This is a genomic window from Winogradskyella sp. MH6, assembly GCF_022810765.1.
Classification (GTDB): domain Bacteria; phylum Bacteroidota; class Bacteroidia; order Flavobacteriales; family Flavobacteriaceae; genus Winogradskyella.
In genome coordinates this window covers 2,844,609-2,870,898 of the sequence record NZ_CP094494.1, presented here as the reverse complement: position 1 = coordinate 2,870,898, position 26,290 = coordinate 2,844,609, and the positions used below count along the sequence as shown (strand labels likewise).

Here is a 26,290-nt window from a genome sequence, read left to right as displayed (position 1 = left end):
TAATGAAAAAGTTAAAATTTACATTCCTATTACTTTTGGTAGCACTTATTAGTTGCGAACGCGACGATATTTGTGCAGAAACCACTCCAACGACACCTAGACTTATGGTAGAGTTTTATGACGCTACAGAAACAGAAGAACTCAAACCTGTAACACGTCTAACAGCTTATGGTGAAGGCTTAGCTAATAATCCAACTAATGATAATACAGAAGGTACATTAGTTTACAATACCAATGCTACAGCAATAGAATTACCGTTATTGATTGGTAATGAAGGTGAAATAACGACATCTCGATTTATTCTAGAAAAAGACACCAATCTTAGACTAGATGAAGATGTAGATACAGATTCTAACATAGATATTATTGAAATCTCTTATGAAACAGAATTCGTATATGTGTCTAGAGCTTGTGGTTATAAAAGTATTTTCAAAAACATACAAGTAAGCTTTGAAACTTCAGATGATGGAGCTTGGATTAGTGGTTTTGAAGTTGTTGACACAGTAGAAATAGTAGAAAATGAAAACACAGTACATGTACGCATCTTACATTAAAAGTATTATTCTGTTGTTATTGTTTTCTACAATAGCAATGGCTCAGGAAGAAAAGAAAACCGTAAAAGACACCTTAATTTATAAACAAAAATACGGACTGCGTTTAGGTACTGACCTCAGTAAATTAGCAAGGACTTTTTTTGATGACAACTACACAGGTATTGAAATTATGGGAGACTATCGTCTAACCAAAAAAATATATCTGGCTGGTGAAATTGGAAATGAAGAGCGTACCATTGAGAACGAAGTTTTAAGCAACACTACCAAAGGAAGCTATTTTAAAGGAGGAATTGACCTTAACTTCTACAAAAACTGGCTAGATATGGAAAATATGATCTATGTTGGTTTTAGAGGTGGTGCCAGTACATTTAGTCAAACCTTGAATAGTTACGATATCTACAATGTTTACAACCAATATTGGAATGAACAGTTTACCGTTGAAGAAGGCACAGAGTTTTCTGGTCTTACAGCAATTTGGGCAGAAATTATTATTGGTATAAAAGCTGAAATATTTAATAATTTTTACGCAGGTATCAATGCACAACTTAAAGGCTTAATTACCGAAACAGCACCAGATAATTTTGAAAATCTATACATACCTGGTTTTAATCGCACCTACGACAGTGGTCGTTTTGGTGTTGGCTTTGGCTTTAATATATCTTACTTAGTACCTATCTTTAAAAAAGACAAAATTGTTGTTCAGGAAAAGGAAGAAGAATAATTAACTGCTGAATAAACATTCAACAAAAATCCCTATCTTTTCTTTATCTAAAATCAACTCTTATGGATAAAGAAGAAATTGCTGAGCTTATCGATGCTAAGCATTCTGAGTTAATTCACTGGTTAGAACAACAACAAAACGATGCTTGGACTCAAGGTCCCGAAGGTAAATGGACACAAGGGCAGCAAGCACTTCATTTGCTACAAAGTATTGTTCCTCTCAACAATGCCTTAAGTCTCCCTAAATTTTTAATTCGCTATAAATTCGGAAAAGCCAACAGACCGGTTAGAGATTATGATACTATTGTTAATCGTTATGAAGAGCGATTAAAAGATGCTAAAGGAAAAACGTTCAAAGGCTCTCAAAACATGAAGGTTCCTGAAATTAACGAAAAGCAATACATCCTCAATAGATTGCAAACCGAAAGCAAAAAACTGAAATACAAAACAAAAAAGATAAGTGATAAAAACTTAGACAAGTTAATCTTACCACATCCATTAATGGGCAAAATGCCAATTCGTGAGATTATAATGTGGACAGCGCATCATGTTGAGCACCATACAGAGATTTTGAAAACTAAATATTAACTAGTTAAATACTCTAAAACATTAGCCTCTATCCTACTCTGAATATCAGATACATCCGCTTTTACAAAAGTTTCACCAGTAATGTTTTCGTATAACTCAATATAACGCTCACTTACAGTTTCTATGTATTCATCGCTCATAAATGGCACTTCTTGACCTTCTTTACCTTGAAAACCATTAGAAATCAACCATTGGCGTACAAACTCTTTAGATAGCTGTTTTTGAGCTTCACCTTTATCTTGACGTTCTTGGTAACCGTATGCATAGAAATAACGTGAAGAATCTGGTGTATGGATTTCATCAATCAAAACAATTTTTCCATCCTTGGTTTTTCCAAATTCGTATTTTGTATCAACAAGAATTAAGCCTCGCTTCTCAGCAATTTCAGTACCGCGTTGAAACAACTTTCTGGTATAATCTTCAAGAACCTCATAGTCTTCTTTTGAAACGATACCACGTTTAAGTATATCTTCTTTTGAAATATCCTCATCATGGTCTCCCATTTCTGCTTTTGTAGCAGGAGTTATAATCGGTTCTGGAAATTTATCATTTTCCTTCATTCCTTCAGGCATAGGGACTCCACAAAGCAAACGTTTACCTGATTTATATTCGCGTGCCGCATGACCAGACATATAACCTCTTATGACCATTTCAACCTTAAAAGGTTCACATAAATCACCTACCGCAACGTTAGGGTCTGGTGTTGCCACTAACCAATTTGGCACCAAATCTTCAGTATCTTTCATCATTTTGGTTGCAATCTGGTTGAGAATTTGCCCTTTATAAGGTATTCCTTTAGGCATCACAACATCAAAAGCACTTAATCTGTCAGTAGCAATCATTACCAATTGCTCATCGTCTATGTTATAAACTTCTCTTACTTTTCCTTTATAAACACTTTTTTGATTTGGAAAATTAAAGTTTGTGTCCGTTATAGTATTATTCTGACTCATTAATCTCTGTTTTCTATACTTTTATATGCAGCAATTACTTTCTTAACTAATTTATGACGAATGACATCTTTATCATCCAAATAAACCATACCAATACCTTCAATGTTTTTAAGAACCAATAAAGCTTCTTTTAAACCAGAAATGGTACGACGTGGTAAATCTACCTGACCAGGATCTCCTGTTAAAAGAAACTTGGCGTTTTTACCCATACGTGTTAAGAACATTTTCATTTGTGCATGCGTTGTATTCTGACCTTCATCTAAAATTACAAAAGCATTATCTAATGTACGACCACGCATAAAAGCTAATGGTGCAATTTGTATAATACCTTTTTCAATATGACTTTCGAGTTTTTCGTGTGGAATCATATCGCGCAAAGCATCGTATAAAGGTTGCATATATGGATCTAACTTTTCTTTAAGATCACCAGGCAAAAACCCTAAATTCTCTCCAGCTTCAACAGCTGGTCTAGTTAGTATAATTCGTTTTACTTCTTTATTCTTTAGTGCTTGTACAGCCAACGCTACACCTGTATAGGTCTTACCTGTACCAGCAGGACCAATAGCAAAAACCATATCATTATTACGTATGCTTTCTACCAGTTTTCTTTGATTAACCGTTTGTGCTTTTATCAGCTTACCACCTACACCATGTACAATAACTTCACCACTTGAAGCAGAAGTAGAATAATCTTCGCTACTGTTACTTGTTAATATACGCTCAATCACATTTTCATCAAGCTTGTTGTACTTACCAAAATGCTTCATTAGCATCATCATACGTGTATCAAACTCCTCTAGTAAATCTTCATCACCATAGGCTTTAATTTTGTTACCACGAGCAACGATTTTCAGTTTAGGGAAGTATTTTTTTAGTAGTTCAATGTTGGCATTTTGGGCACCGAAGAATTCTTTTGGGGTAATTTCTTCTAATTCTAGAATAAGTTCGTTCAAAAGGCTAATTAATTTAGTGTGTTAATCTGTTTTCTTTTCTTAGTTTTGTGTAACGATTGTGTACAAACAAATCTAACAATTTTACAACCTCAATTCTAAAAAAAATATCAACAATTAATCCATGGCAATTATCACTTTAACCACTGATTTTGGAGAAAAAGATCACTTTGCTGGTGCGATTAAAGGAGCTATTTATAGTGAATTACCTGAGGTTAGAATCGTAGATGTATCCCATTCTGTTTCCCCTTTTAATATTTCTGAAGCGGCTTATATCATTCAAAATGCTTACAGTAGTTTTCCAAAAGGAACAATTCATATTGTAGGAATTGATTCTGAGTTAAGCCCTGAAAATAAGCACATTGCAGTTAAGTTAGATGACCATTACTTTATATGTGCCAACAATGGTATAATGAGCATGATTTGCTCAGAAATAGCTCCAGAGAAAATTGTTGAGATTAATATTCATGATAAGATTGAAACTAATTTCCCGGTTCTCGATGTCTTTGTAAAAGTCGCTTGCCATATTGCCAGAGGAGGTACGCTTGAGGTTATTGGAAAAGTTATTAACACTATTAAGCCTATAAAAAATTTGAATCCATTTGTGAATGATGACAAAAATCAAATTATAGGAAGTGTTATATACATAGATAATTATGGTAACGTTGTTACAAACATAAAAAAGAAGTTTTTTGAAGATATACAGAAAACTCGTGCATACGAAATCTATGCACGCAACCATAAGTTTACTAAAATATATGGCAGATATAGTGATATAGTAAATTTTGAAATTGAAGAATCTAAACGAAATGATGAAGGCAAAGGCCTAGTGGTTTTCAATTCGTCTGGTTATTTAGAAATCGCTGTTTATAAAAGTAATTGCAGTACTGTTGGCAGTGCTTCAACCCTTATGGGATTAAAAACAATGGATACAGTAACGGTAAACTTTTTAAAATCTTAAGTAGTGTTAGTAAGAATTGTAAAAATGAGTTTTGAACCGTCTAAGATTGAAGAATTCTTGGCTAATTTTGAAGCTAATAAAGATAAAATAAGAGCGTTTGAAGGTTGTAATTTTTTAGAATTATATCGCGATAAGAACAATACCAACATCTTTTTTACGTATAGTTATTGGAAGTCTGAAAACGATTTGAATAATTACAGACATTCTGATTTATTTAAAAGTGTCTGGGCCAAAACCAAACCTCTGTTTAATGCTAAACCTGAAGCTTGGAGTGTGGATAAACTGGTAAGTTTAAAATGAAAAAAATCGCTTTTTTTTTACTGTTTTTAACTTTAAGCTGCGGAAATAAAACAGGGATAATATCTGGTGATGAATATGCAATATTTACAACAGTATATGATGATGAATCTTATTTTGAATTAAGTCACACTGAAGTAAGAGAGATAGAAAATATTATAGAAAAAGATATTAAAACCCTTAAGTATTATAGAGAATTAAAAGCCGATTACTTAGGTCTTAAAGGAAGGAAAAGATTAGAACACAATACCTACGTAAGACAATATTTTGCGCATTATGATGATAATATGAATAAGATTGTAGAAATATCTTTTATGTGCAATCCAACAAACAAGCCTAAAGAAATTGGCAATTGGAAAAAAGACATAATTGGTAATGTTTTGGATGGTGGAAGTTGTTACCCATTTATTAGAGTTAACTTGAGCACTAGAAAACCTGTTAGTTCTGACACTGAATTAATAAACAAATTTATAAGTAAAAATATATTTGATTACTAGATAAGTATGTTCGCAATACTAAAAAAAGAAATAAACACCTTCTTCGCCTCGCCAATTGGTTATTTGGTCATTGGTGTGTTTTTATTATTAAACGGTTTGTTTTTATGGGTATTTAAAGGTGATTTCAATATTTTTAATAATGGTGTCGCAAGCTTATCCTCGTTCTTTCTATTAGCACCATGGATTCTTATCTTTTTAGTTCCTGCTGTAACCATGCGTAGTTTTAGTGATGAGAAAAAGCAAGGTACTTTAGAGCTATTAGTCACCAAACCTATTTCTTATTTTCAAATTGTGTTGGGCAAATATTTTGGTGCTTTTATTCTCATTTTATTGGCATTAATTCCAACACTTTTATATGTATATACTGTTTACCAATTAGGTAATCCAGAAGGTAATTTAGATATGGGAAGCACCATTGGATCTTACTTTGGGCTATTATTCCTCATTGCTGCATATACAGCCATTGGAGTTTTTGCATCAACGCTTTCAGATAATCAAATCGTTACGTTTATCATTGCTGTTTTTATATGCTTCTTTATGTATTTTGGTTTCGAAGGGCTTTCAAACTACAATGTTTTTGGAGATTTAGTGTATATGGAAAATCTCGGTATGTCTGCGCATTACAACAGTATGAGTCGTGGTGTTATTGACACTAGAGATTTAGTTTATTTTATAAGCATCGCTTTGGCCTTTTTAATATTCACAAAACTTAGAATTCAGAAACAATGATTATAACACCTTTTTTAGTCATATTTATGTTAGTAGTTTTTATACTACTCTTTTTGTTTTTGAATACTGTAGACAAACGCAAATGGCTGACAGGATTGATAAGCCTAATTTTAACACCTTTTGTGTATTTCTATTTGTTTTATCCGTTTGTAAATATTGTTAGTAATTACCATCACCAGAAATATTTTGATAGTGAAGCATGGATTGAAAAACCAGCTCTACGCTACGAAATGATTGACTATACAATTGAATCTGATACACTTATAGGAGTCCCAAAAGAAAAAATTACTTCCCTTCTAGGAAAATACGAATGGCTAACATGGAGTGATAGTTTAAAAAATCACGACAATAATAAATGGAACTATGCTTTAGGTATTGAACCAGGAGCATTTAACGGTGAAAAAGAATGTGTAGAAGTCATTTTTAAGGATGGTAAAGTTAAAGAATTAAGGCATTATCAAGAAGAAATTTCATACGAGAGCAATGAAAAAGAATAAAAGTCTAATTTACATACTCATTGTATTGGCTGGGCTCGTAATAGTAAACGCTATATCGAGTTCGGTATATGGTCGTTTTGATTTAACAAAGGATAAACGCTATACATTATCTGATGCCACAAATACTATTATAGATAAAATAGATTCTCCATTAGTAATTGATATCTTTTTAGAAGGTGAATTTCCTTCAGAATTTAGACTACTTCAAACCGAAGTACGTCAAATCATTGAAGAATTTCAACTTAAAACCAATAACATTAGGGTTAACTACATCGACCCAATTGAAGATGAATCTACCAGAGAACAAATTATTGCTGAACTTACACGCACAGGATTAGAACCCTATATTAACACAGATAATAGCACTGGTAAAGTAACACAAGAGATTATTTTTCCTTGGGCATTTGCCAGCTATAAAGGTCAGACGGTAAAAATCCCGTTATTAAAAAAGAGCATTACTCAAGATCTATCAGAACAAATCAATAACTCAGTACAAGGTTTAGAATATGCTTTTGCGGATGCTTTTAGCAAGCTTGTAAATTCAAAATCCAAAACCATTGCGGTTTTAAAAGGCAATGGAGAACTCGCTGATATAAATATAGCAGACTTTCTCCAAACCGCTCAATCTTACTACAAAATTGCTCCGTTTACTTTAGATAGTGTTAGTTCTAATCCTCAAGGTACTTTAGATAAACTTAAGCAATACGATTTAATAGTTGTTGCTAAACCAACTCAAGCTTTTTCTGAAGAAGAAAAACTGGTACTCGATCAGTATACCATGAGAGGTGGCAAAAGCTTATGGCTTACCGAATCTGTTATTATGGATAAGGATAGTCTGTATAATAATTCTGGCTCTTCTGTTTCTATCATGCGAGATCTTAACCTTAATGATTTCTTTTTTAAATATGGTGTAAGGGTAAATCCTAGTTTGGTAAAAGACCTCTACTCTGCTCCCATTATGTTAGCTATAGGTGAAGGTAGCCAAGCACAATTGCAACCAATTCAATGGCAATATGCACCATTAGCAGCATCAAATCAAGACCATCCTATAACTAAAAACTTAGAGCTTGTTAGATTTGATTTTACAAGTCCTATAGACACACTTAAAAATGATGTTGATAAAACAATACTGCTTCAAAGTTCCCCTAAATCTAGATTAGAAGGTGTACCAACTGGTATATCTCTAAATGATGTTACCAAATCTCCCGATGAGAGTTTATATAATTCTGGCCCACAAAATTTGGCTGTTTTATTAGAGGGTGAATTTACCTCTGTATACGACCAACGTATTTTACCTTTTAAGGTGAAGAACTTTCAATCTAAAAGTATATCTACCAAAATGGTAGTTATTGCAGATGGTGACATTATAAAAAATGATGTTAGACAAAGAAGACCATTAGAACTCGGTGTAGATTATAGAGGCTTTCTTTATGGTAATAAAGAATTCTTGCTTAACACGGTAAATTATCTTTTAGACGACACAGGACTTATAAACATTAGAGCCAAAGAAATAAGCGTTGCTTACCTTGATGAAGATAAAATAAAGGAAGAAAGCAGTAGTTGGCAGCTCTTAAACATTGCATTACCATTGGCACTACTTGGTCTTTTTGGTTTGGCTTTTAACTTCTTCAGAAAGAAGAAATACACCTAGAATTTGTTAATAAGTTTGTTTTACAAAACCCTTCTATTAAGATATATTTGTAGGATACGTTTTAAATTTTAAAAATTTTACATTTTAAGCATGAAATTCATAGTTTCAAGTACATATTTACTCAAACAACTTCAAGTATTAGGAGGTGTTATTAATAACAGTAACACATTACCTATTTTAGATAATTTCTTATTTGAATTAAGCCAATCGAAACTTACGATTTCGGCTAGTGATTTAGAAACAACAATGTCTTCTACAATTGATGTAGAAAGTGATTCTGAAGGTAGCATTGCTTTACCAGCGCGCTTATTATTAGATACGTTAAAGACGTTTCCTGAGCAACCATTAACGTTTGTGGTTGAAGAAAACAATACCGTAGAAATCAGTTCTAATCATGGTAAATATGCTTTAGCTTATGCTGATGGTGCTGAATTCCCAAATGCTGTTTCTGTAGAAGATGCCAGCAAAACAACCATAATGGGAGACATTCTTGCTACAGCAATTAGCAAAACTATTTTTGCTGCAGGTAATGATGATTTAAGACCTGTAATGAGTGGTGTGTTTTTTCAGTTCTCTCAAGATAATTTAACCTTTGTAGCTACAGATGCTCATAAATTGGTAAAATATACTAGAGATGACGTCAGCGCAACAGAATCTGCTGAATTTATAATGCCTAAAAAACCTTTAAATCTTTTAAAAGGAATTTTAGCAGGAAATGAGGAAGACGTTTTAGTAGAATATAACGAATCTAACGCTAAGTTTACCTTTGATAATTCTGTGTTAATTTGCCGTTTAATTGATGGTAAATATCCAAACTACGAAGCGGTAATTCCTAAGGAAAATCCAAACAAACTTGTTATTGCAAGAACACAATTTTTGAATTCTGTTCGTCGTGTTAGTATTTTCTCTAATAAAACAACGCATCAAATCCGTTTAAAAATTGCTGGTGCTGAGTTAAATATCTCTGCCGAAGATGTTGATTACAGCAACAAAGCAGAAGAACGATTAACATGTGATTACCAAGGTGACGATATGCAAATTGGTTTTAACTCTCGCTTCTTAACAGAAATGATTAATAACTTAAGCTCTGATGATGTTCAGTTAGAAATGAGTTTACCAAACAGAGCTGGTATTTTAACTCCAGTTGATGGGTTAGATGAAGGTGAGCATGTAACTATGCTAGTAATGCCAGTAATGCTAAATAACTAAGCTTATAATAATATTGCTATTTCAACATTTACTTATTAAAAAGGCTTACTGTAATGGTAAGCCTTTTTTTTGTTCATAAAAAAAGCGCTCACAAAAGTGAGCGCTAAATCAAGTTGAAGTAGCATCAACTTAGCCCTTAAGGAACTTCTGATTAATAGTATTGTTAGAGGTTTTGATTTGAATCATGTATAACCCTGAAGGTAATACAGATACATCAATACCATTTGTAGTTTCAATAGCTTGCTTTATAAGTTGACCGTTAATATTGTAAATAGATATGCCTTCAATTTGCTCTGTAGACTTAATAAATAACCTATCACTTACAGGGTTTGGGTATAGTTTTACTGAATTTGTATTTAAAGAAACAGCATCAATTCCTAATGTAGAATTGTATTCATAAGCTCCTAAATCTATCGTAGTGTTAAATATTCTATCATTACCTGATAAATCTAAATCACCAAATAAAGCAGTATCGTATAAAGTATTGTCGCCTTGGTCTATAATGTAAGATGAACTTGCTGTTGGTTTATAATCTGTACTTAAATTAAGTGAAACAGTATTTGGATCTAAATCTTGAACATTATTAAATATTGGTGCTGCAAAAGCTCCTGATGCACCTCCATTGTTGGTAATTTGAGTTATTGAATTATTAATTACTAATTCATAATGATTACCTTGAGTACCATAAGAAATATCTCTGTCTGCATAAACTCCGTTTAACGTATTGCCAAAAAAGATAGAGTTATTTATCTCTAAGTGTCCTCTAGTATTATCAGATCCCATGATAATAGCCTGTCCATAAGATGTATTATTGACATTTACTACATTATTATTAATAAAAGATGAATTAGATATTATTAAATCTAAGTCTCTGTAGTTGATAAATGAGCCATCAGGAATTCTATATGCATTAATAACAGAAAACTTGGTTTCATTATCAGCAAACAGAACATTAGAAAAATCTGCATAAATATTATTAAAGCGATCTGTATGTAATAAAATAATACTTTGTCCAGTACTTACATTATTTGTAAAACTTACGTTGTAAAGTTTAAAATTATCTCTTAAACCAAATCCTTTAATTAAAAAATCATTACTATAGTTATTTTTAAAACTACAATTTTTTATACTCAGATTTTCAATCCAAGTTGAAGCACCACTATATCTTGAATAAATAACTCCGTTATCTTGATTAAGAGCATTACTTGAATTATCGTAAATATTTTCTAAAACAAAACCATCAATAGTAATGTTTGTAGCATCAACTAAAATTAATCTATCGGCATTATCAGATTTATTAGATGTAAAATCACCATCAATATCATCTCCATTCATATCACCAGTAATAACAGTTGCATTAGTTGTATTTATTAGTGTTAAATCTCTATCTGATAATTGAGTTTCAGTACCATCAAAACCTCCATAAATAGAAATACTAGTATCATTTATTTCTAAAGGTGTGTTTTGAGCTGAAGGCTTATAAACACCTTTAGCTACCCATATTTTTCTATTTGGACCTGCTACAGCCAATGCTGCATCAATTGTTGTATAAGCATCAATCCACGAGCTTCCGTCATTAGCTCCAGAAGCATTAGCATCTACATAAACAGGTCCATAATTACAGTTAGAAGAATAGCTAGAATTTGCATCTCTTGTCCATCCTTGTGCATACTGACCAGCATTAGTATATGAAGGTGTGTAATTAGAATCATGTTGAATACACGTTAAATTTGGGTTTCCGTAAGATTTCATATACGTAAAATTAGCATTGTTCCCATTAGCTAAATTTAATTCTACCAACTGATTATTTTGACAATGAATTTGATTTAATGTCGGAATACCACTAACATCTATTGTGGTTATTTGGTTATTTGCACAATGTAATCGTGTTAAACTGGTGTTGTTACTAACATCTAATGATGTTAAAATATTTGAATATACTTCTAATGTAGTTATATTTACAAAAGCTTCAATTCCTGTTAAGTCTGTGATTCCTAGACTTGTAGCCGATATTGTTCCTGTAAAAGCTTGCGCTTCAGCTACCGAAATTTCCGTATCAGAATTTGTATTAATTGCAGGATTGTTTAACAAATAATTTTTAAAGTTGAAATCTGGAATGTTTACATTTTGAGCAAAAATTGCAGACACTCCCAAACATAGGTAGGTTGTAAATAAGAGTAATGTTTTTTTCATTTTAGTCGAGATTTATTATTATTTTCAACTACAAAACAACTACTACATGTAAGGTTTTCAATTTGCTTTTTTCTGAATAGCTCTAATTTCTTTCTGAATGAAAATCACATAAACGTTTCCTTAATCACATCTAAAAACTGATCGTGTTTAGATTTTGAAATTGGGATGCGCTTTTGATTGTTCATTAGTAAATAATCACCATCGTCTTTCACCAATTCGTCTACATATTTTAAGTTGATTAAATACGAACGATGACACTTAAAAAACATAGCGTTTTTAGATAATTGCTCTACAAAATGCTTTAACGGTTTGCAAATGGTTTTTTGCTTTCCTTCTACCAATTGTACGTTGGTGTACATACCATCTGCCTCAAAATAAGCAATGTCGTTATGCGATGCAAAAAGAATTCCTTTAGGAATTTCTAGAGCTATTTTATCCATTGATAGTTGCCTTAAAGAGTCTCGTAACTTATTTAACTGACCACTTAAATTGTTGGCTTCTATAGCTTCTTTTGCTTTTATAACCGCTTCTTTAAGTTCTGTAATATCAACAGGTTTAAGTAAGTAATCTACTGCTGAAAGTTTAAAAGCTTCTATTGCATATTGGTTATATGCTGTTACAAAAATGATTTTAAAATCTATCTGATTAGGGAAATATTCTAAAATATCTAAACCTGATTGGTTTGGCATTTCAATATCTAAAAACACTATATCTGGATGCTCTGTTTTAATTAAATCTACACCCGATTTTAAATCTGAAGCTTCATAAATTTCTTCAATGCTTGAGCAATGTTCTGTTATTAAATTAGACAATAAATGTCTGGCGCGCTTTTCGTCGTCTATGATTATCGCTTTCATTTTCTTATTCTATTGGCATGGTTATAACCACTTTTGTACCTGAAGGTATTTGATTTTCATCCTGCAAATCTTCAATAGCAATGGTTATATCTCGTTTTAACTTGTTTTTGTATAGATGTACACGTTCTTCATTTGCTTTAGTTGCAAAAGGTTTGTGCTGTTGGTCTGGTCGTTTTAGCTTTTCGGATTGCGCTCTACCAATGCCGTTGTCTTCAACAATGATTTGCAATTTATTTTGCTGAATAATTTTTGCTTCAACCTTCAACTTTCTGTCTGTAGATTTATGTAACAATCCGTGTTTTAAGGCATTTTCAACATACGGCTGAATGAATAATGACGGAACTTTTATTTTATTGGTTTTTAACAAGTTATCAATCACTATTTCATATTCTAATTCATCCTCAAAACGAACCTTTTCTAACTCTAAATAAAGCTTTAAGGCTTTTAATTCTTCTTCTAAAGTAATTTCGTTTTGCTGACTGTATTCTAAATACATTCTAATCAATCGGCTAAACTTTACCAAATACGAACTCGCTAATTCTTTTTCATTTGAAATGATGTAATCTTGAATGGAATTTAAAGCATTAAAGATGAAATGCGGATTCATTTGAGATCGCAGGTTTTCTAATCTTAAATTCGTGATTTTTTTATCGATTAATATTTTATCTATTTCAGCAATGCGTTGTGCTTCTTTTTGCCTTAATCGCCTTATAAAATATAACCAGAACAAACCCAGAAAAACAAATAAAACAAGGGCATAAAACCAGTAGGTTTCCCAAAACGGCTTAGCAATTACAAAAGTTATTGGTGTCGCAAAAACTGGACTTTGATCACTTACATTTTGGGCTTTAAGCTCAAACGTATATGTACCATTAGACAAGCTATTAAAATTAACAAAATGTGTGTTTAATGGTATGCTTTTCCAACTTGTATCTATCTGTTTTACTCGATATTGATAATTGACATGTTGGTTGGTTTGAAATCCGTTTGAGTTGAATTTAATTGCGATTTTATTTAAATTATAAGGCAACCTGTATTTGGCTTGCACCAACGTATCACGGTCGTTAATACTTATTTCTTCTATCCTAACATCTGAAGTATTAAATGCTTTAAATAGACCGTCTTTTTTAGGAAGTATATAAAATGCTTTTGGTAATGTAACAATAATTTTATCATCAAGAATGAGAAAATCGTTTACCGCAGTGTTTAGACCATCTTGAGTACTTAAGGACTTTAGAACACTAGTTTTGATATTGTATTGAAATAAGCCTGAATCGGTTGATATCCACAATACATTGTCATCAAACTTTATATTGTTAATTTGAAGATTTTCAGGTAAATGTATTTCTAGTTTAGTTAAAATGCCATTTTCTAATTGTAATAACCCATTATGCTGCGTTGCTAACCAAATTACAGTATCACTTTTAGCAATTGCATTAACCATTAAATTATTTGATTTAAATCTAATTTCTTCAGAAGAAAATGTATTTAAATCATATTTATATAATCCATCGATATATGATACAAACAATAAATTATCGATTACTGCAGATGCCTTTACACGACTGTTACGAATGCTGTTTTTTATGGGTAAAGTGAATGGGTTTTTATATACGACACCTTGTCTGTAATTACCATAAAACAAAGTATTCTCATCAATTTTTGAAAAGGTCTTTGCTACTGAAAAAGTATTTGCAACATCTTTAATTTTATAGGTTTTTAAATCTATCACAAAAGAATCAGAAGCATTAATACTAACTATTAATTGTTGCTTTGCAGCATCGAAATAAAGTTTACCAATAAACTTTTTACCAGATAATTGAAGTGTTTTTACAAGTTGATCTTGGTTGTAAAACAAAAGCTTTCCATTGTTTGTCCCTAATACAAAATCATTGTTTTGCAGGGCAACAGATGCTGTTACTTTAGCTTCGGTATTACTTAGTTCTACGTGTCTTATATTTAGATTTGGAGATACAAAAACACCGTTATCTAAAGTTGTAAACCAGTAATTGTTGTTAAAATCTATTAGCACATCTGTAATAGATTCTGAAATGAAAAGTTGTTCTCTAAACGTAAACTTATCGTCGTTAAATGAATATACAAATACACCAGAACTTGTTAAAAACCAATAGTTGTCTTTAATATTTAAAATGTTGTAAATGGTTTCGTTCTCTAATCTAGAAGGTGTTTTTAGTTTTTTTGATGTGTTTTTCACTTTGTCAACACGATAAATAATATTACCATTTGCGCTATTGTGCGTTAATAAAACAAACTCTTTAAAAGCGAATAATTTAGGAGATTGTATACGCTTTGTACTTGTTATTTCTAGAATTTTTACAGCTTCTTTATTTTCGAATTTATATAAACGATGGCGTTTTATTTCACCTTCAAAATTGATTGCAAATGTGTAATTAGTTTGATTATCATTAGCATTACTAATACACATACCTTCAAAAACTTCAGTAATATTTTTTGTGGTTTTGTCTATATCGTAAATTCCTGTTACAGTAAATAATCTGATGGTATTTTCTGAAATTTCATAAGGAGCTAATTGTCCTTTTACTAATTTACTAGCATCAAAAAAAAGCTTTAAACTATCATTTTCAACATAAAAAATTTGACCGTAAATATTGTTTGACCAAAGTTTTCCATTAGTGTCCAACTTTAATTGAAATAAGGAATTTGCCTTTTGTTTAGGGTGGCTAAAGCGCTCATAAGTTTTGCCGTTGTAACGATACAAACCTTTATCTGCTGCAAGCCAAATATAATGTGCGTTATCTTCTGTAATATCATAAAATTCTACATCAGGCAAATTAGAGATATTAGACATGTGTTCTATCACTGGGTTTTGAGAATAAGCCAATGAAAAACTAAACAGGAAAAGAAATAAAATATGTCTAAAATTATTGAACATAACTAAGCAAAAACAAACATAATATTTAATTACCTAAACTAAATTTGATTTTTCTGTAATTGCTTGTTTTTTTTCTAAACAAACAAAAACGCCCACATTTCTGTGAGCGTTTTTCGACTATCTCTTTAACTCTGAAGTATTTCAGAAATGCTAACTAACTAATAAAACTAAGAGATAATGGGTAGCTAGGTAATTCTCCATTACTAGCTTTTATGGCATTTATAATTGGCATTACAAATGACAAAATTCCTATTGATATGAGAAGTAATATTCCTAATCCAAATAAAAGTATAAGTGGTACACTAAGTATACAATAAACAATTATACTCAATTGAAAGTTTATTATAGCCTTACCATGCTCGTCCATGCCATCTACTCTATCCTTTTGTGTTGCCCAAAGAATTAGCGGTACTATTAAACCACCAAATCCTGTTACATAGGTTAACATCTGTGCAAGATGAGTAATAACCAATAATTGATTGTCTGTGCGTTTAAGCGTATGATAATTAGATTCCATGATATTAATTTATTTACACTTATATGACGTAAACAATCTCAATATGTTACATATTTTAACTAATTTTTAGTTTAAAATGCTAAAGTTTAATGCAAAAAAAACTTCCTAAGAAAGTTCTTAGGAAGTTTTAATACAAAAAGAAAATGTTAGCTTAGTATTGCTTTAATGGCTGCTTGTGCAGAAGCAACTCTCGCAATTGGAACTCGATAAGGAGAGCAGCTTACATAATCTAAACCGTTATTGTAGCAGAATTCTACAGAAGATGGTTCACCACCATGTTCTCCACAAATTCCAACTTTTAATTTAGGGTTTGTACTACGGCCTCGCTGTGTACCCATTGTTACTAACTGTCCAACACCTTCTTGATCTAATACCTCAAATGGATCGTGTTTAAGAATACCCTGTTCAAGATATATAGGTAAGAATTTACCAGCGTCATCTCTAGAATAACCAAAGGTCATTTGTGTTAAATCATTGGTTCCAAAAGAGAAGAAATCGGCTCGTTTAGCAATTTTATCTGCTAAGAGCGCTGCACGAGGAATCTCTATCATGGTTCCTACGAAATAGTCTACTTTATCTTTTCTTTCAGCAAAAATAGCTTCTGCTGTAGTTCTAATAATTGTTTCTTGAGCCACAAACTCATCATAAGTACCAACTAATGGCACCATGATTTCTGGTTTGGTTTCAATGCCTTTTTTCTTCAAGTTTAAGGCTGCTTCAATGATAGCGCGTGTTTGCATTTCTGTAATTTCAGGATATGTGTTTCCTAAACGACAACCACGATGACCTAACATTGGGTTGAATTCTTCCAAATCCGCAACTTTAATCTTAACAGATTCTAAAGAGACATGCATCTCATCTGCCAACTCTCTTAAAGTAGCTAACTGGTGAGGCACAAACTCATGTAAAGGTGGATCTAATAAACGAATAGTTACAGGAAGACCTTCCATAGCTTCAAAAATACCTTCAAAATCTTCACGTTGCATAGGAAGCAGTTTAGCCAATGCTTGTTTACGACCTTTAACGGTGTCAGACAGAATCATTTCTCTCATCGCTTTGATACGATCTACTTCGAAGAACATGTGTTCGGTACGTGTTAAACCAATTCCTGTTGCACCAAAATTACGTGCTACTTTAGCATCTTCTGGAGTATCTGCATTGGTACGTACTTTCATACTGCTGTATCTATCAGACAACTTCATTACTTCAGCAAACTCACCTGTTAATTCTGGCTCTATGGTAGCTACCTTACCATCTATAATATTACCTGTAGATCCGTTGATAGAAATCCAATCACCTTCGTGATATTCTTTTCCTTCTACCCACATGGTTTTAGTTTTATAGTTGATTTTTAAAGCACCTGCACCAGATACACAACATTTACCCATACCTCTGGCAACTACAGCAGCATGCGATGTCATACCTCCACGAGCTGTTAGAATACCTTTAGCCAAATTCATACCTTCTAAATCCTCAGGAGAAGTTTCAATTCTTGTAAGTATTGAGTTTTTAAATTTATCAGCATCTTCAGCAAAGAATACTAATTGACCAGTAGCAGCACCAGGAGAAGCTGGTAAACCTTGAGCAATAACATGTGCAGATTTTAAAGCTTTAGGATCAAAAACAGGATGCAATAATTCATCTAATTTATTAGGTTCTATTCTTAATAAAGCTTCTTCTTCAGATATTATTTTTTGCTTTAATAAATCCATGGCGATTTTTACCATAGCTGCACCAGTACGCTTACCGTTACGTGTTTGAAGAATCCACAACTTACCTTCTTGAATGGTAAATTCCATATCCTGCATATCACGATAATGGTTTTCCAAGATTTGTTGATAGTCATTTAATTCCTTGAAAATTTCTGGCATAACTTCTTCTAACGAAGGATAAGAATTTTTTCTTTGCTTCTCGGTGATTTGTGCTAATTCAGACCAACGTTGAGATCCAATTTTAGTGATTTGTTGAGGAGTACGAACACCTGCAACCACATCTTCACCTTGAGCATTGATTAAATACTCACCATTAAATAAATTCTCACCAGAACCTGCATCGCGAGTAAAGCAAACACCAGTTCCTGAATTTTCACCCATATTTCCGAATACCATAGCTTGCACATTCACAGCTGTTCCCCAATCTGCAGGATAATCATGCATATTTCTATAATAAACCGCACGTTTTCCGTTCCAGCTATCAAAAACAGCCATAACAGCTAGCCATAGTTGATCCCAAGGATTAGCTGGGAATTCTTTTCCTATACGTCTGTAAATTGCTTTTTTAAAGTCGAAAACTAAATCTTTTAAATCTTGAACCGTAAACTCAGTATCTAAAGCAATACCACGTTTTTCTTTTAAATTGTCTATAATTTCTTCAAAAGGATCTAAATCTTCCTTGTTTATAGCTTTTACTCCCATGACAACACCACCATACATTTGTACAAAGCGTCTATATGAATCCCAAGCAAAGCGTTCATTTTTAGTTTTCTTAGCAAGACCTTCAACGACATCATCATTTAAGCCTAAATTCAATACAGTATCCATCATTCCTGGCATAGAAACTCTAGCTCCGGAACGCACTGATAATAACAACGGATTTTTAGCATCACCAAATTTGGTGTTCATGGTTTTTTCAATCTTGGCCACTGCTAATTCTACTTCGCTATTAATAAGATTGATAACTTCGTCTTTCCCTAATTGATTGTACTCTGTACAAACCTCTGTAGTAATGGTGAATCCAGGAGGCACAGGAATACCAATTGCACTCATTTCTGCTAGATTGGCACCTTTACCACCTAGCAAATTTCTCATGGAGCTATTACCATCGGCTTTCTTATTACCGAAGGTATAAACCCTTGTTTTTGTTTTATTTGCGAGTTCCATAATTATGAAATTTTTAGTTTCTATATATACCATTAAAGGTACTAAGAGCGCGCACTATAGATTATGATATTAATCATGTTTTCTTCTCAATTTCAAATATTTACATAAAAAAAAGCCCAGACCCAAAATAGGCACTGGACTTTTTTTAACACTCTAGTTGCTATTAATTACAGGATTCTTTTGAGTCTTTAATCCCTACTTTTCTTAAAATATCTTCCATTAAACACCATTTGGTGATTGATGACTGCAATAAATTGGCTCCAACAAAAATGGTAAACCATAACCAATTTTCATTGACATACATGCCTAAAAGGACACTTATAATGACAAATGTTCCTGCGATTGCTCTAATGTATCTGTTAATCATAATTTTAAATTTTAAATATATTTTTCAATAGGTAATACAACTCCTCTGATAGGATTATTGGTTTCAATTTTTGAATTAAATTCTGCAATAAGATGAAATAGACGCTCTATTTGCTCTTCTTCTGTAAATGAGAAAAACATATGAGATTCGCTTCCTCCCTTAACGCTAGGAAACCAACTTGATGTTGCCAATAAGTTTGGTATGTTTTTGTAGCCATCTATATCTGACGCACTAAAACTATCTATATTGGCACTTTTGAATAATTTCAAAACTTCATTTTGAAACTCTTCTACTGCTGTTACAATAACTAATTTCATTTTACTTGTGTTTTTTACGTTCTATCATATAATACACTAAAGGCACTACTAATAAGGTTAATACAGTCGAAACAATAGTTCCGCCCATTAACGAAATAGCTAATCCTTGAAAGATCGGGTCAAATAAGATGACGAATGCACCTATTACTACTGTTCCTGCAGTTAATAAAATTGGTGTTGTACGCACTGCTCCTGCTTCTATTACTGCTTGTTTTAATGGCACGCCTTCTTCTAACCTTAGATTAATAAAGTCGATGAGTAATACCGAATTACGTACCATAATTCCCGCTAACGCAATCATTCCAATAAATGATGTTGCGGTGAAAAATGCGCCCATCAACCAGTGACCTAGTATAATACCAATCATCGATAATGGTATGGCAACCATCATAACTACTGGTGCTTTAAAGTTTTGGAACCAACCTACAATTAAGATGTAGATTAAAGCAATTGCTCCTAAAAATGCTATTCCTAAATCTCTAAATACTTCCAAGGTAATTTGCCATTCTCCATCCCATTTTACGGTGTAATCATCTTCAAATTCTGGCTGTCCTAAATACATTTCATTAATCTCATAGCCTTGTGGTAATGGGATTGATTTTAATTTCTCTTCCATTCCTAAAATAACATAAGCAGGACTTTCTAATTTACCAGCCATATCAGCTAACACATACACCACGCGCTTTTGATTTTTACGATAAATGCTTTTTGCGCTTGTCGTTTCAGTAATATCAACCAAGTCTACAATTGGTACTAAGTTACCTTGTTGCGATTTTACTTTTAACTGTGAAATATCTTGAATAGTTGACTTTTCCTTTTCATCCAAAGCTAACACCAAACCTATTTGATTTACTGCATCTTCGTCATACAACACGGTTAAAGGTCTGTTAGACAATGCCATATTCATCGTGTATGCAATTTGCTTTGGTGCTACACCGTAAAGCATTGCTTTTTCTTTGTCTATGGTGAATTGAAATTCTTTTTGATCAGCTTCTACCATCCAATCGACGTCAACAACATCTTCTGTATTATTCAAAATATTTTGAACTTCGTTAGCAATTTCCATTTGCTTATCGTAATCAGGACCATAAATTTCAGCCACTAAAGTTGATAATACTGGTGGTCCTGGTGGCACTTCAACAACTTTTACATTCGCATTATATTTTGAAGCTATTTTTTGAATTTCAGGACGTAATAATTTAGCAATATCGTGAGATTGCGTACTACGCTCGCCTTTATCAATCAAATTTACTTGTATATCTGCCATATTACTTCCACCACGTAAATCGTAGTGACGTACTAAACCATTAAAAGTAATTGGCGCCGAAGTCCCAATGTAATTCTGATAATTGACCACTTCTGGTCGCGTTGATAAATATTGCGAAATTTCTTGAGCTACCACCGCTGTACGCTCTAAGGTCGTCCCTTCTGGCATATCGATTACTACCTGAAATTCATTTTTGTTATCAAACGGTAGCATTTTTACAACTACCGAATTGGTAAAGAACATCACCATTGTTCCCATTAACAAGATGAAAGTCAACCCTAAAAACAACCAACGTTTTGAGGAACTCTCAATTAACGGACGCTCAAATTTTTCGTAGAACTTGTAAATTAATGTGTCTTCTAATGGTTTTTTAGGCTTCTCCTCTGCTCCTTTTTTATCTTTTTCACGCAAGAAAATATAACCTAAATATGGTGTTATGGTTAATGCTACAAATAACGATAAAATCATTGCAATAGACGCACCAATTGGCATTGGCGCCATATATGGTCCCATTAATCCAGATACAAATGCCATAGGCAATACAGATGCAATTACGGTAAACGTTGCTAAAATAGTTGGGTTACCTACTTCGTTATTGGCATAAAGAGCCGCTTGTTTGAATGGCAAGCGTTTCATTTTAAAATGCCTATGCATATTTTCGGCAATGATAATGGAATCATCTACCACAATACCTGTTACAAATACTAACGCGAATAAGGTAATTCGGTTAAGCGTATAATCCAGCATATAGTAGCTTAACAGCGTTAATGCGAATGTAATTGGCACCGATAAAAACACGACCAATCCACCACGCCAACCCATAGCCAACATCACAACAAATGTTACTGCGATGATAGAACCAATAAGGTGTAATAATAATTCAGACACTTTGTGTGACGCTGTTTCGCCATAATTTCTAGTAATTTCTACGTGAACATCATCAGGAATCAAGGTTTTACGTAAATGATCTACTTTATCAATGATGACATCTGCAATTTTCATCGCATCTGCACCTTTTCGTTTTGCTACCGAAATAGTTACTGCTGGATATTCTGATTTGTAATCGCTTGCTTTTTCGCTTGCTTGACCAAAACCAAGACTAACGTAATTTTGTGGTACTTCAGGACCATCAACAATTTTCGCAACTTGTTTTAAATAAATGGGCTGATTTTGCTGAACACCAACGACTAAATTTTCAACATCAGTCATCGATTCTAAAAACTTACCAGTGTTTACAACAAATTCGGTATCATTTTTATCAAAAGTGCCACTATTTAATTGAGCGTTGTTGGCTTTAATCATTTCAGAAACCGATAAGAAGTCTAATCCAGCACTAGCTAATTTATCTTTATCTAAAACCACACGTATTTGACGTTCTCTTCCACCTATTTTATGTGTGATGGCAACATCATTCACTTTTTTAATTTCGGCTTCTAATTCTTGAGCCATTTGCCCTAATTGGAAATCGTCATAATTCTGACTCCACAACGTTAAACCTAACATTGGTACATCATCAATAGCACGTGTTTTTACTAATGGAAACGTAACACCTTCAGGCATTTGATCCATATGCTTATTGATTTCGTTGTATAATTTCACAAAAGAACGCTCGATATCTTCGCCAACATAAAACTGAACGATGACCATTCCTTGCTCTTTCATAGACGTAGAATACACATATTCTACACCTTTTATATTTGAAATTAATTGCTCTAAAGGCTTGATAACTCTAGATTCAACCTCGGTTGGACTTGCGCCAGGATAACCTACAAAAATATCTGCCATGGGCACATCAATTTGCGGCTCTTCTTCACGAGGAATTAAAAACGAGCTGTACACACCAATGACCATAAAAACAATCATTAAAAGCACTGTAAGCTTCGATGTCATAAAGACTTTGGCAATTTTTCCTGCTAAACCTTCTTTCATTTTTTCTTGAATTTCTTGTTAATGCTTACCGCGATTGCTTATTGAATATTGATTTTCGCTCCGTTAAACAACTTTCCTTCAGCTGAAACTATATAACTTTCATTGGCGTTTAAACCAGATAATACTTCTACTTCATTTCCAAATGTTCTACCTAAACGCAACCAACGTAAAATAGCTGTATTACTTTGGCTTACTGTATAAACGCCGCTTAATTGACCGTTTTTTACAATAGCTTCTTTTGGTATTAAAACCATTGAAGTTTCAGCTTTTCTTTCTATAGGAAATTGTACCGTTGTGAACATTCCTGATAGAATTTTTGCATCGGTTTTATCTAAGGTTATCTTTACTAAATATTGCCCGCCTGTTTGTGCTGCAGATGTGCTAACTTCAGTAACTTTTCCAGAAATAGTTTGGTTAATAGATTTTACATTTACACTTACTTTTGTATCTTTTTTTATTTCTGAAATTTCGGTTTCTGGAACCATCGCAACCACTTCAAAATCACCTGGTGCTTCGATTGAAATTAAAGGCTGACCTGGATTTGCCATATCGCCTTTCTTCACATTTTTACTTGTAATAACTCCGCTAAATGGTGCAGTAATATTTGTGTAAGCAAATTGTGCGTTAATTTCGTTTTTCATTTGTTTTGCAGCTTCAAGACCTGCTTTTGCCATCTCGTAATTGGCTGTCATATCATCCATTTCTTTTTGAGAGGCACTGTTTTGAGCAAATAGCGACTTAAAACGCTCGTAATCTTTTTTAGCGTTATTAAATGCAGCTGTAGCTTTTGTGATATTTGCATTTACCTGAGCCTTTTGCGCTTGTAAATCAGCATTATTAATTGCTACTAACAATTGTCCTTTGCTTACTTTATCGCCAACATTTACAGGTACGTTATTGACGTAACCCATCATTCTTGTACTTAAATTAGCACTGTTTTCGGCCTGAATTTTTCCGCTTACCGCTAAAAATGGACTGTCATTATTGTCGCTAACCTGTGCTACTTTTACTGGAATAGCTGGCGAGTTGTCTGCAACTGCTTTTTTTTCTTCGCTACCACAACTTAACAATCCTAGTAAAGTGATAACGGCAAATAATTTATGTATAGATAATGTCTTCATTTTAGTTTATAGTTAAAAAATTTAAATACGCTTTTGTGCTATTATATTCAAAAATGGTTTGGTAATATTCGAGTTCTTTTTGTGCAAATTGTGTTTCTGCAATAAGCAAATCTGTTGTTTTTTCTAAGCCTTCTTTAAATCGGTTTGTTCTAATTCTTAAAGCTTCTTTAGATTGCTCCATGGCTAATTTTGACAACTGTAGTTTACTTTCCATATCCTGAAGTAATCGCTTAGTTTTATTCAGTTCTAATTGACTTTTGGATACATATTGCTGATACTCTAATTTTGATTTTTCTAGAGTAGCTTTGGACTTTTTGGCTTTTCCAAAACGTTTGGTACCTTGAAGGATGTTCCATTTTAATTCGGCACCAACCAAATAACCATCAGCACCAAACTGAAATAAACTATCGTCATACAATTGATAACTACCAAAGGCATTCAATGTTGGTAGAAATGTCATTTTATCTGACTTGTACATAGTTTCTCTTGCATTGGCTGCTAATTGCATCGCTTTTATGTCAGCACGTTCTTCATTAAGACTTTTATCCGTTTCTAAAACAGTAGTTTCCAACTGTAGAGAGTCCTGAGGTTTTAAAACCACATCTGAAGTATCATTCATTAAAAATGATAAGTAGTTTGAAGCATTTTTCACATTACTCCTTGCTGTTTGTAATTGATTCTTTACCTCTGTTACTCTCACTTCAACCAAAAGCACATCAGATCTTTGCAAGTAGCCTTGGTCAAAACTGTTTTGTGCCAATTGTAAATTTGCCTCTGTTGCTTCTAACGCTTTTTCTAATACAGCCACAGCCTTATATGTCAATTGCAATTGCATATAGGCATTTTCGACTTCAAAATTCACATAATCCTTAACTCTGTCTGTTTGCAAAGCCATAGCTTCCATTTTATACTTTGCGGCTTTACGTTGATAAAACCCATCCATATTAATTAATGGTTGCTGAAACTCGAAAACCGTAGCATAATTTTGAATTTGACTAGGATTGTTTAACGCATCGGGATTAAAATCTGCTTGAGTTACAATCTCTTGATTTAGTTTTGAACCAAAAGCCATTAATGGATTTGTAGTAGCTATTGCAGTGTGAGACACACTAATATTTGGTAAAAACACAGCATTGGTCTGTCTGTAATCTGCTTTGGCCTCATTAAAAGCTTCAACCGAAATCTTTATCTGTTGATTTGCCTCTGAAACCCTATTCAATACTTCAGTCTTTGAAATAGGTTGTATTTCCTGAGCATAATTGCCAGATATAAAACCTACTAAAACGAATGTGATAAGATATTTTAGTTTATACATTTCTTTTTTAATTTGATTCAAAATTAAGTTGCGTTCAACTTTCACTTAGTAACAAAGGTTACTAAAGCAATAAACAAGCTTTTTTCTGCGCTTATATTTTTAAACTTACACCCAATACAAAATATAATGTAGGATCCAAGTCTTCTTCATAAACTACATCATCTACTATGAGTCTTGATGGACTTTGAGGGATGACGTAAGTAGGGTAAAACATAAAGATAAAAGGCTCTGCTTCGTACCAAACTGGTAAGCCAAACTCAATAGCCATTATATTAAATGTTTCACTCTCTTCTACAGTTATGTTATAACCACTTGTTGAGTTTACAGTACCTCCTTGACCTTGGCCTTGTCCTTGACCACTACTTCCTCTATTAGTATAATACTCTTGATAGAAATTTTGAGATCCGAAATACAAACCAACAGAAGGTGATATTTGAAACTTTTGATTACGTGTTATGAAATCGTGACTTACTTCTGTAGACAAGAAGAAATCTGAAGTACTATTATTATTAAAATAATTTGCGGCTGTGGCGGCTAAGTTAAAATACTGAAAGTCGTAACTTAAAACTACTGTTACATCAGCGCTAACTTGAGAAATAACATTATAACTATCCTCATTGAAAAAATACTTTGTAATGGATATATCACCATCAAAATTGTTATATGAGAAATCGTACCCTAATGATGCCAAAAACAAATCTACTCTACTTTCATTTGCTTTTGTGATATAAGATAATGAGCCCATTCCATAAATACCAGACTTATGATGGTACATTGCCGAAGCATATAAATATGGCATAGCTACAGAATCTTTTCTTCCTAAAAAAACAGCATCGCTTATGTAGCTGAGATTTAATGACACATAGCTTGAGTCTTTTTCATGCTTAACTTCTGTAGAATCTTTTGTTTTTGAGTTCTGGTTTACACTTTTAATTTTTTGACCTATCACATGATTACTGAAAAGTAAAAGGACTAAAAGTGCCAGCATATATTGAAAATTTTTCATCA

The 26,290-nt window shown here is 32.9% G+C and carries 23 protein-coding genes; 10 read left to right on the top strand and 13 right to left on the bottom strand.

The window, feature by feature from the left end:
• The first annotated feature begins 2 nt into the window (after positions 1-2).
• From MST30_RS12860 to MST30_RS12850, 3 genes are all read left to right on the top strand, one after another.
• The gene (locus MST30_RS12860; protein ID WP_243471808.1) at positions 3-554 is read left to right on the top strand and encodes a DUF6452 family protein; all 552 of its coding nucleotides are present in this window, start codon (positions 3-5) and stop codon (positions 552-554) included.
• Positions 520-1,275: a DUF6048 family protein gene (locus MST30_RS12855; protein ID WP_243471807.1), complete on the top strand. Its 756-nt coding sequence runs from the start codon at positions 520-522 to the stop codon at positions 1,273-1,275. The genes MST30_RS12860 and MST30_RS12855 overlap by 35 nt, the downstream gene beginning before the upstream one ends.
• Positions 1,276-1,337: 62 nt before the next feature.
• The gene (locus MST30_RS12850) at positions 1,338-1,862 is read left to right on the top strand and encodes a DinB family protein (RefSeq protein WP_243471806.1); all 525 of its coding nucleotides are present in this window, start codon (positions 1,338-1,340) and stop codon (positions 1,860-1,862) included.
• Here the strand turns inward: MST30_RS12850 and MST30_RS12845 are convergent.
• A complete protein-coding gene (locus MST30_RS12845) occupies positions 1,859-2,815 on the bottom strand; it encodes a phosphoribosylaminoimidazolesuccinocarboxamide synthase (protein ID WP_243471805.1) in 957 nt (318 codons plus the stop codon). The genes MST30_RS12850 and MST30_RS12845 overlap by 4 nt on opposite strands.
• A complete protein-coding gene (locus MST30_RS12840) occupies positions 2,815-3,768 on the bottom strand; it encodes a PhoH family protein (protein WP_243471804.1) in 954 nt (317 codons plus the stop codon). Before MST30_RS12840 ends, MST30_RS12845 begins: the two co-directional genes overlap by 1 nt.
• Before the next feature lie 121 nt (positions 3,769-3,889).
• On the opposite strand from MST30_RS12840, the gene MST30_RS12835 reads away from it, so the two are divergent.
• The 7 genes from MST30_RS12835 to dnaN all read left to right on the top strand — a co-directional run bounded on the left by MST30_RS12835 (position 3,890) and on the right by dnaN (position 9,606).
• Entirely contained in the window at positions 3,890-4,726 is an 837-nt protein-coding gene (locus MST30_RS12835) for an SAM hydrolase/SAM-dependent halogenase family protein (protein WP_243471803.1), read from the top strand.
• A gap of 3 nt (positions 4,727-4,729) precedes the next feature.
• On the top strand, positions 4,730-5,026 hold the full coding sequence (locus MST30_RS12830; RefSeq protein ID WP_243471802.1) for a putative quinol monooxygenase: 297 nt from the start codon (positions 4,730-4,732) through the stop codon (positions 5,024-5,026).
• Positions 5,023-5,520 (top strand): hypothetical protein, encoded by a 498-nt coding sequence (locus MST30_RS12825; protein WP_243471801.1) that lies wholly within the window; start codon positions 5,023-5,025, stop codon positions 5,518-5,520. Before MST30_RS12830 ends, MST30_RS12825 begins: the two co-directional genes overlap by 4 nt.
• A gap of 6 nt (positions 5,521-5,526) precedes the next feature.
• On the top strand, positions 5,527-6,249 hold the full coding sequence (gene gldF / locus MST30_RS12820; protein WP_243471800.1) for a gliding motility-associated ABC transporter permease subunit GldF: 723 nt from the start codon (positions 5,527-5,529) through the stop codon (positions 6,247-6,249).
• Positions 6,246-6,746, top strand: a complete 501-nt coding sequence (locus tag MST30_RS12815; protein ID WP_243471799.1) for a hypothetical protein — start codon at positions 6,246-6,248, stop codon at positions 6,744-6,746. The genes gldF and MST30_RS12815 overlap by 4 nt, the downstream gene beginning before the upstream one ends.
• Entirely contained in the window at positions 6,733-8,397 is a 1,665-nt protein-coding gene (gene gldG, locus MST30_RS12810) for a gliding motility-associated ABC transporter substrate-binding protein GldG (protein ID WP_243471798.1), read from the top strand. Before MST30_RS12815 ends, gldG begins: the two co-directional genes overlap by 14 nt.
• Positions 8,398-8,487: 90 nt before the next feature.
• On the top strand, positions 8,488-9,606 hold the full coding sequence (dnaN, locus tag MST30_RS12805) for a DNA polymerase III subunit beta (protein ID WP_243471797.1): 1,119 nt from the start codon (positions 8,488-8,490) through the stop codon (positions 9,604-9,606).
• Between the two features lie 129 nt (positions 9,607-9,735).
• Here dnaN and MST30_RS12800 read toward each other — a convergent pair whose 3' ends face one another.
• The 11 genes from MST30_RS12800 to MST30_RS12750 all read right to left on the bottom strand — a co-directional run bounded on the left by MST30_RS12800 (position 9,736) and on the right by MST30_RS12750 (position 26,288).
• Positions 9,736-11,799, bottom strand: coding sequence for a T9SS type A sorting domain-containing protein (locus MST30_RS12800; RefSeq protein ID WP_243471796.1), 2,064 nt, complete (start codon positions 11,797-11,799; stop codon positions 9,736-9,738).
• Between the two features lie 104 nt (positions 11,800-11,903).
• Positions 11,904-12,656 (bottom strand): LytR/AlgR family response regulator transcription factor, encoded by a 753-nt coding sequence (locus tag MST30_RS12795; protein ID WP_243471795.1) that lies wholly within the window; start codon positions 12,654-12,656, stop codon positions 11,904-11,906.
• Positions 12,657-12,660: 4 nt separating this feature from the next.
• Positions 12,661-15,486: a sensor histidine kinase gene (locus MST30_RS12790; RefSeq protein ID WP_243471794.1), complete on the bottom strand. Its 2,826-nt coding sequence runs from the start codon at positions 15,484-15,486 to the stop codon at positions 12,661-12,663.
• Positions 15,487-15,724: 238 nt separating this feature from the next.
• Positions 15,725-16,087 carry a DUF4870 domain-containing protein gene (locus MST30_RS12785; protein WP_243471793.1) on the bottom strand — a complete coding sequence of 121 codons (363 nt, stop codon included), beginning with the start codon at positions 16,085-16,087 and terminating at the stop codon, positions 15,725-15,727.
• 146 nt (positions 16,088-16,233) lie between these two features.
• A complete protein-coding gene (ppdK, locus tag MST30_RS12780; RefSeq protein ID WP_243471792.1) occupies positions 16,234-18,966 on the bottom strand; it encodes a pyruvate, phosphate dikinase in 2,733 nt (910 codons plus the stop codon).
• Between the two features lie 163 nt (positions 18,967-19,129).
• The gene (locus MST30_RS12775) at positions 19,130-19,333 is read right to left on the bottom strand and encodes a YgaP family membrane protein (protein WP_243471791.1); all 204 of its coding nucleotides are present in this window, start codon (positions 19,331-19,333) and stop codon (positions 19,130-19,132) included.
• 11 nt (positions 19,334-19,344) lie between these two features.
• Positions 19,345-19,650: a hypothetical protein gene (locus tag MST30_RS12770; protein ID WP_243471790.1), complete on the bottom strand. Its 306-nt coding sequence runs from the start codon at positions 19,648-19,650 to the stop codon at positions 19,345-19,347.
• Between the two features lies 1 nt (position 19,651).
• The gene (locus tag MST30_RS12765) at positions 19,652-22,846 is read right to left on the bottom strand and encodes an efflux RND transporter permease subunit (protein ID WP_243471789.1); all 3,195 of its coding nucleotides are present in this window, start codon (positions 22,844-22,846) and stop codon (positions 19,652-19,654) included.
• A gap of 38 nt (positions 22,847-22,884) precedes the next feature.
• Positions 22,885-23,967 carry an efflux RND transporter periplasmic adaptor subunit gene (locus MST30_RS12760; protein WP_243471788.1) on the bottom strand — a complete coding sequence of 361 codons (1,083 nt, stop codon included), beginning with the start codon at positions 23,965-23,967 and terminating at the stop codon, positions 22,885-22,887.
• A gap of 1 nt (position 23,968) precedes the next feature.
• A complete protein-coding gene (locus MST30_RS12755) occupies positions 23,969-25,282 on the bottom strand; it encodes a TolC family protein (RefSeq protein ID WP_243471787.1) in 1,314 nt (437 codons plus the stop codon).
• A 91-nt stretch (positions 25,283-25,373) separates the two neighbouring features.
• Positions 25,374-26,288: a hypothetical protein gene (locus MST30_RS12750; RefSeq protein ID WP_243471786.1), complete on the bottom strand. Its 915-nt coding sequence runs from the start codon at positions 26,286-26,288 to the stop codon at positions 25,374-25,376.
• Positions 26,289-26,290: the final 2 nt, after the last annotated feature.

Bases quoted from the DNA above. Each gene is read 5' to 3' on its own strand.
- MST30_RS12790 (WP_243471794.1), bottom strand. From the start codon at position 15,486: ATGTCTAATATCTCTAATTTGCCTGATGTAGAATTTTATGATATTACA.
- MST30_RS12750 (WP_243471786.1), bottom strand. From the start codon at position 26,288: ATGAAAAATTTTCAATATATGCTGGCACTTTTAGTCCTTTTACTTTTC.
- MST30_RS12815 (WP_243471799.1), top strand. From the start codon at position 6,246: ATGATTATAACACCTTTTTTAGTCATATTTATGTTAGTAGTTTTTATA.
- MST30_RS12760 (WP_243471788.1), bottom strand. From the start codon at position 23,967: ATGAAGACATTATCTATACATAAATTATTTGCCGTTATCACTTTACTA.
- MST30_RS12775 (WP_243471791.1), bottom strand. From the start codon at position 19,333: ATGATTAACAGATACATTAGAGCAATCGCAGGAACATTTGTCATTATA.
- gldF (WP_243471800.1), top strand. From the start codon at position 5,527: ATGTTCGCAATACTAAAAAAAGAAATAAACACCTTCTTCGCCTCGCCA.
- MST30_RS12755 (WP_243471787.1), bottom strand. From the start codon at position 25,282: ATGTATAAACTAAAATATCTTATCACATTCGTTTTAGTAGGTTTTATA.
- MST30_RS12785 (WP_243471793.1), bottom strand. From the start codon at position 16,087: ATGGAATCTAATTATCATACGCTTAAACGCACAGACAATCAATTATTG.
- MST30_RS12770 (WP_243471790.1), bottom strand. From the start codon at position 19,650: ATGAAATTAGTTATTGTAACAGCAGTAGAAGAGTTTCAAAATGAAGTT.
- MST30_RS12825 (WP_243471801.1), top strand. From the start codon at position 5,023: ATGAAAAAAATCGCTTTTTTTTTACTGTTTTTAACTTTAAGCTGCGGA.
- MST30_RS12860 (WP_243471808.1), top strand. From the start codon at position 3: ATGAAAAAGTTAAAATTTACATTCCTATTACTTTTGGTAGCACTTATT.
- MST30_RS12855 (WP_243471807.1), top strand. From the start codon at position 520: ATGAAAACACAGTACATGTACGCATCTTACATTAAAAGTATTATTCTG.
- gldG (WP_243471798.1), top strand. From the start codon at position 6,733: ATGAAAAAGAATAAAAGTCTAATTTACATACTCATTGTATTGGCTGGG.
- dnaN (WP_243471797.1), top strand. From the start codon at position 8,488: ATGAAATTCATAGTTTCAAGTACATATTTACTCAAACAACTTCAAGTA.
- MST30_RS12765 (WP_243471789.1), bottom strand. From the start codon at position 22,846: ATGAAAGAAGGTTTAGCAGGAAAAATTGCCAAAGTCTTTATGACATCG.
- MST30_RS12850 (WP_243471806.1), top strand. From the start codon at position 1,338: ATGGATAAAGAAGAAATTGCTGAGCTTATCGATGCTAAGCATTCTGAG.
- MST30_RS12795 (WP_243471795.1), bottom strand. From the start codon at position 12,656: ATGAAAGCGATAATCATAGACGACGAAAAGCGCGCCAGACATTTATTG.
- MST30_RS12835 (WP_243471803.1), top strand. From the start codon at position 3,890: ATGGCAATTATCACTTTAACCACTGATTTTGGAGAAAAAGATCACTTT.
- MST30_RS12845 (WP_243471805.1), bottom strand. From the start codon at position 2,815: ATGAGTCAGAATAATACTATAACGGACACAAACTTTAATTTTCCAAAT.
- ppdK (WP_243471792.1), bottom strand. From the start codon at position 18,966: ATGGAACTCGCAAATAAAACAAAAACAAGGGTTTATACCTTCGGTAAT.
- MST30_RS12800 (WP_243471796.1), bottom strand. From the start codon at position 11,799: ATGAAAAAAACATTACTCTTATTTACAACCTACCTATGTTTGGGAGTG.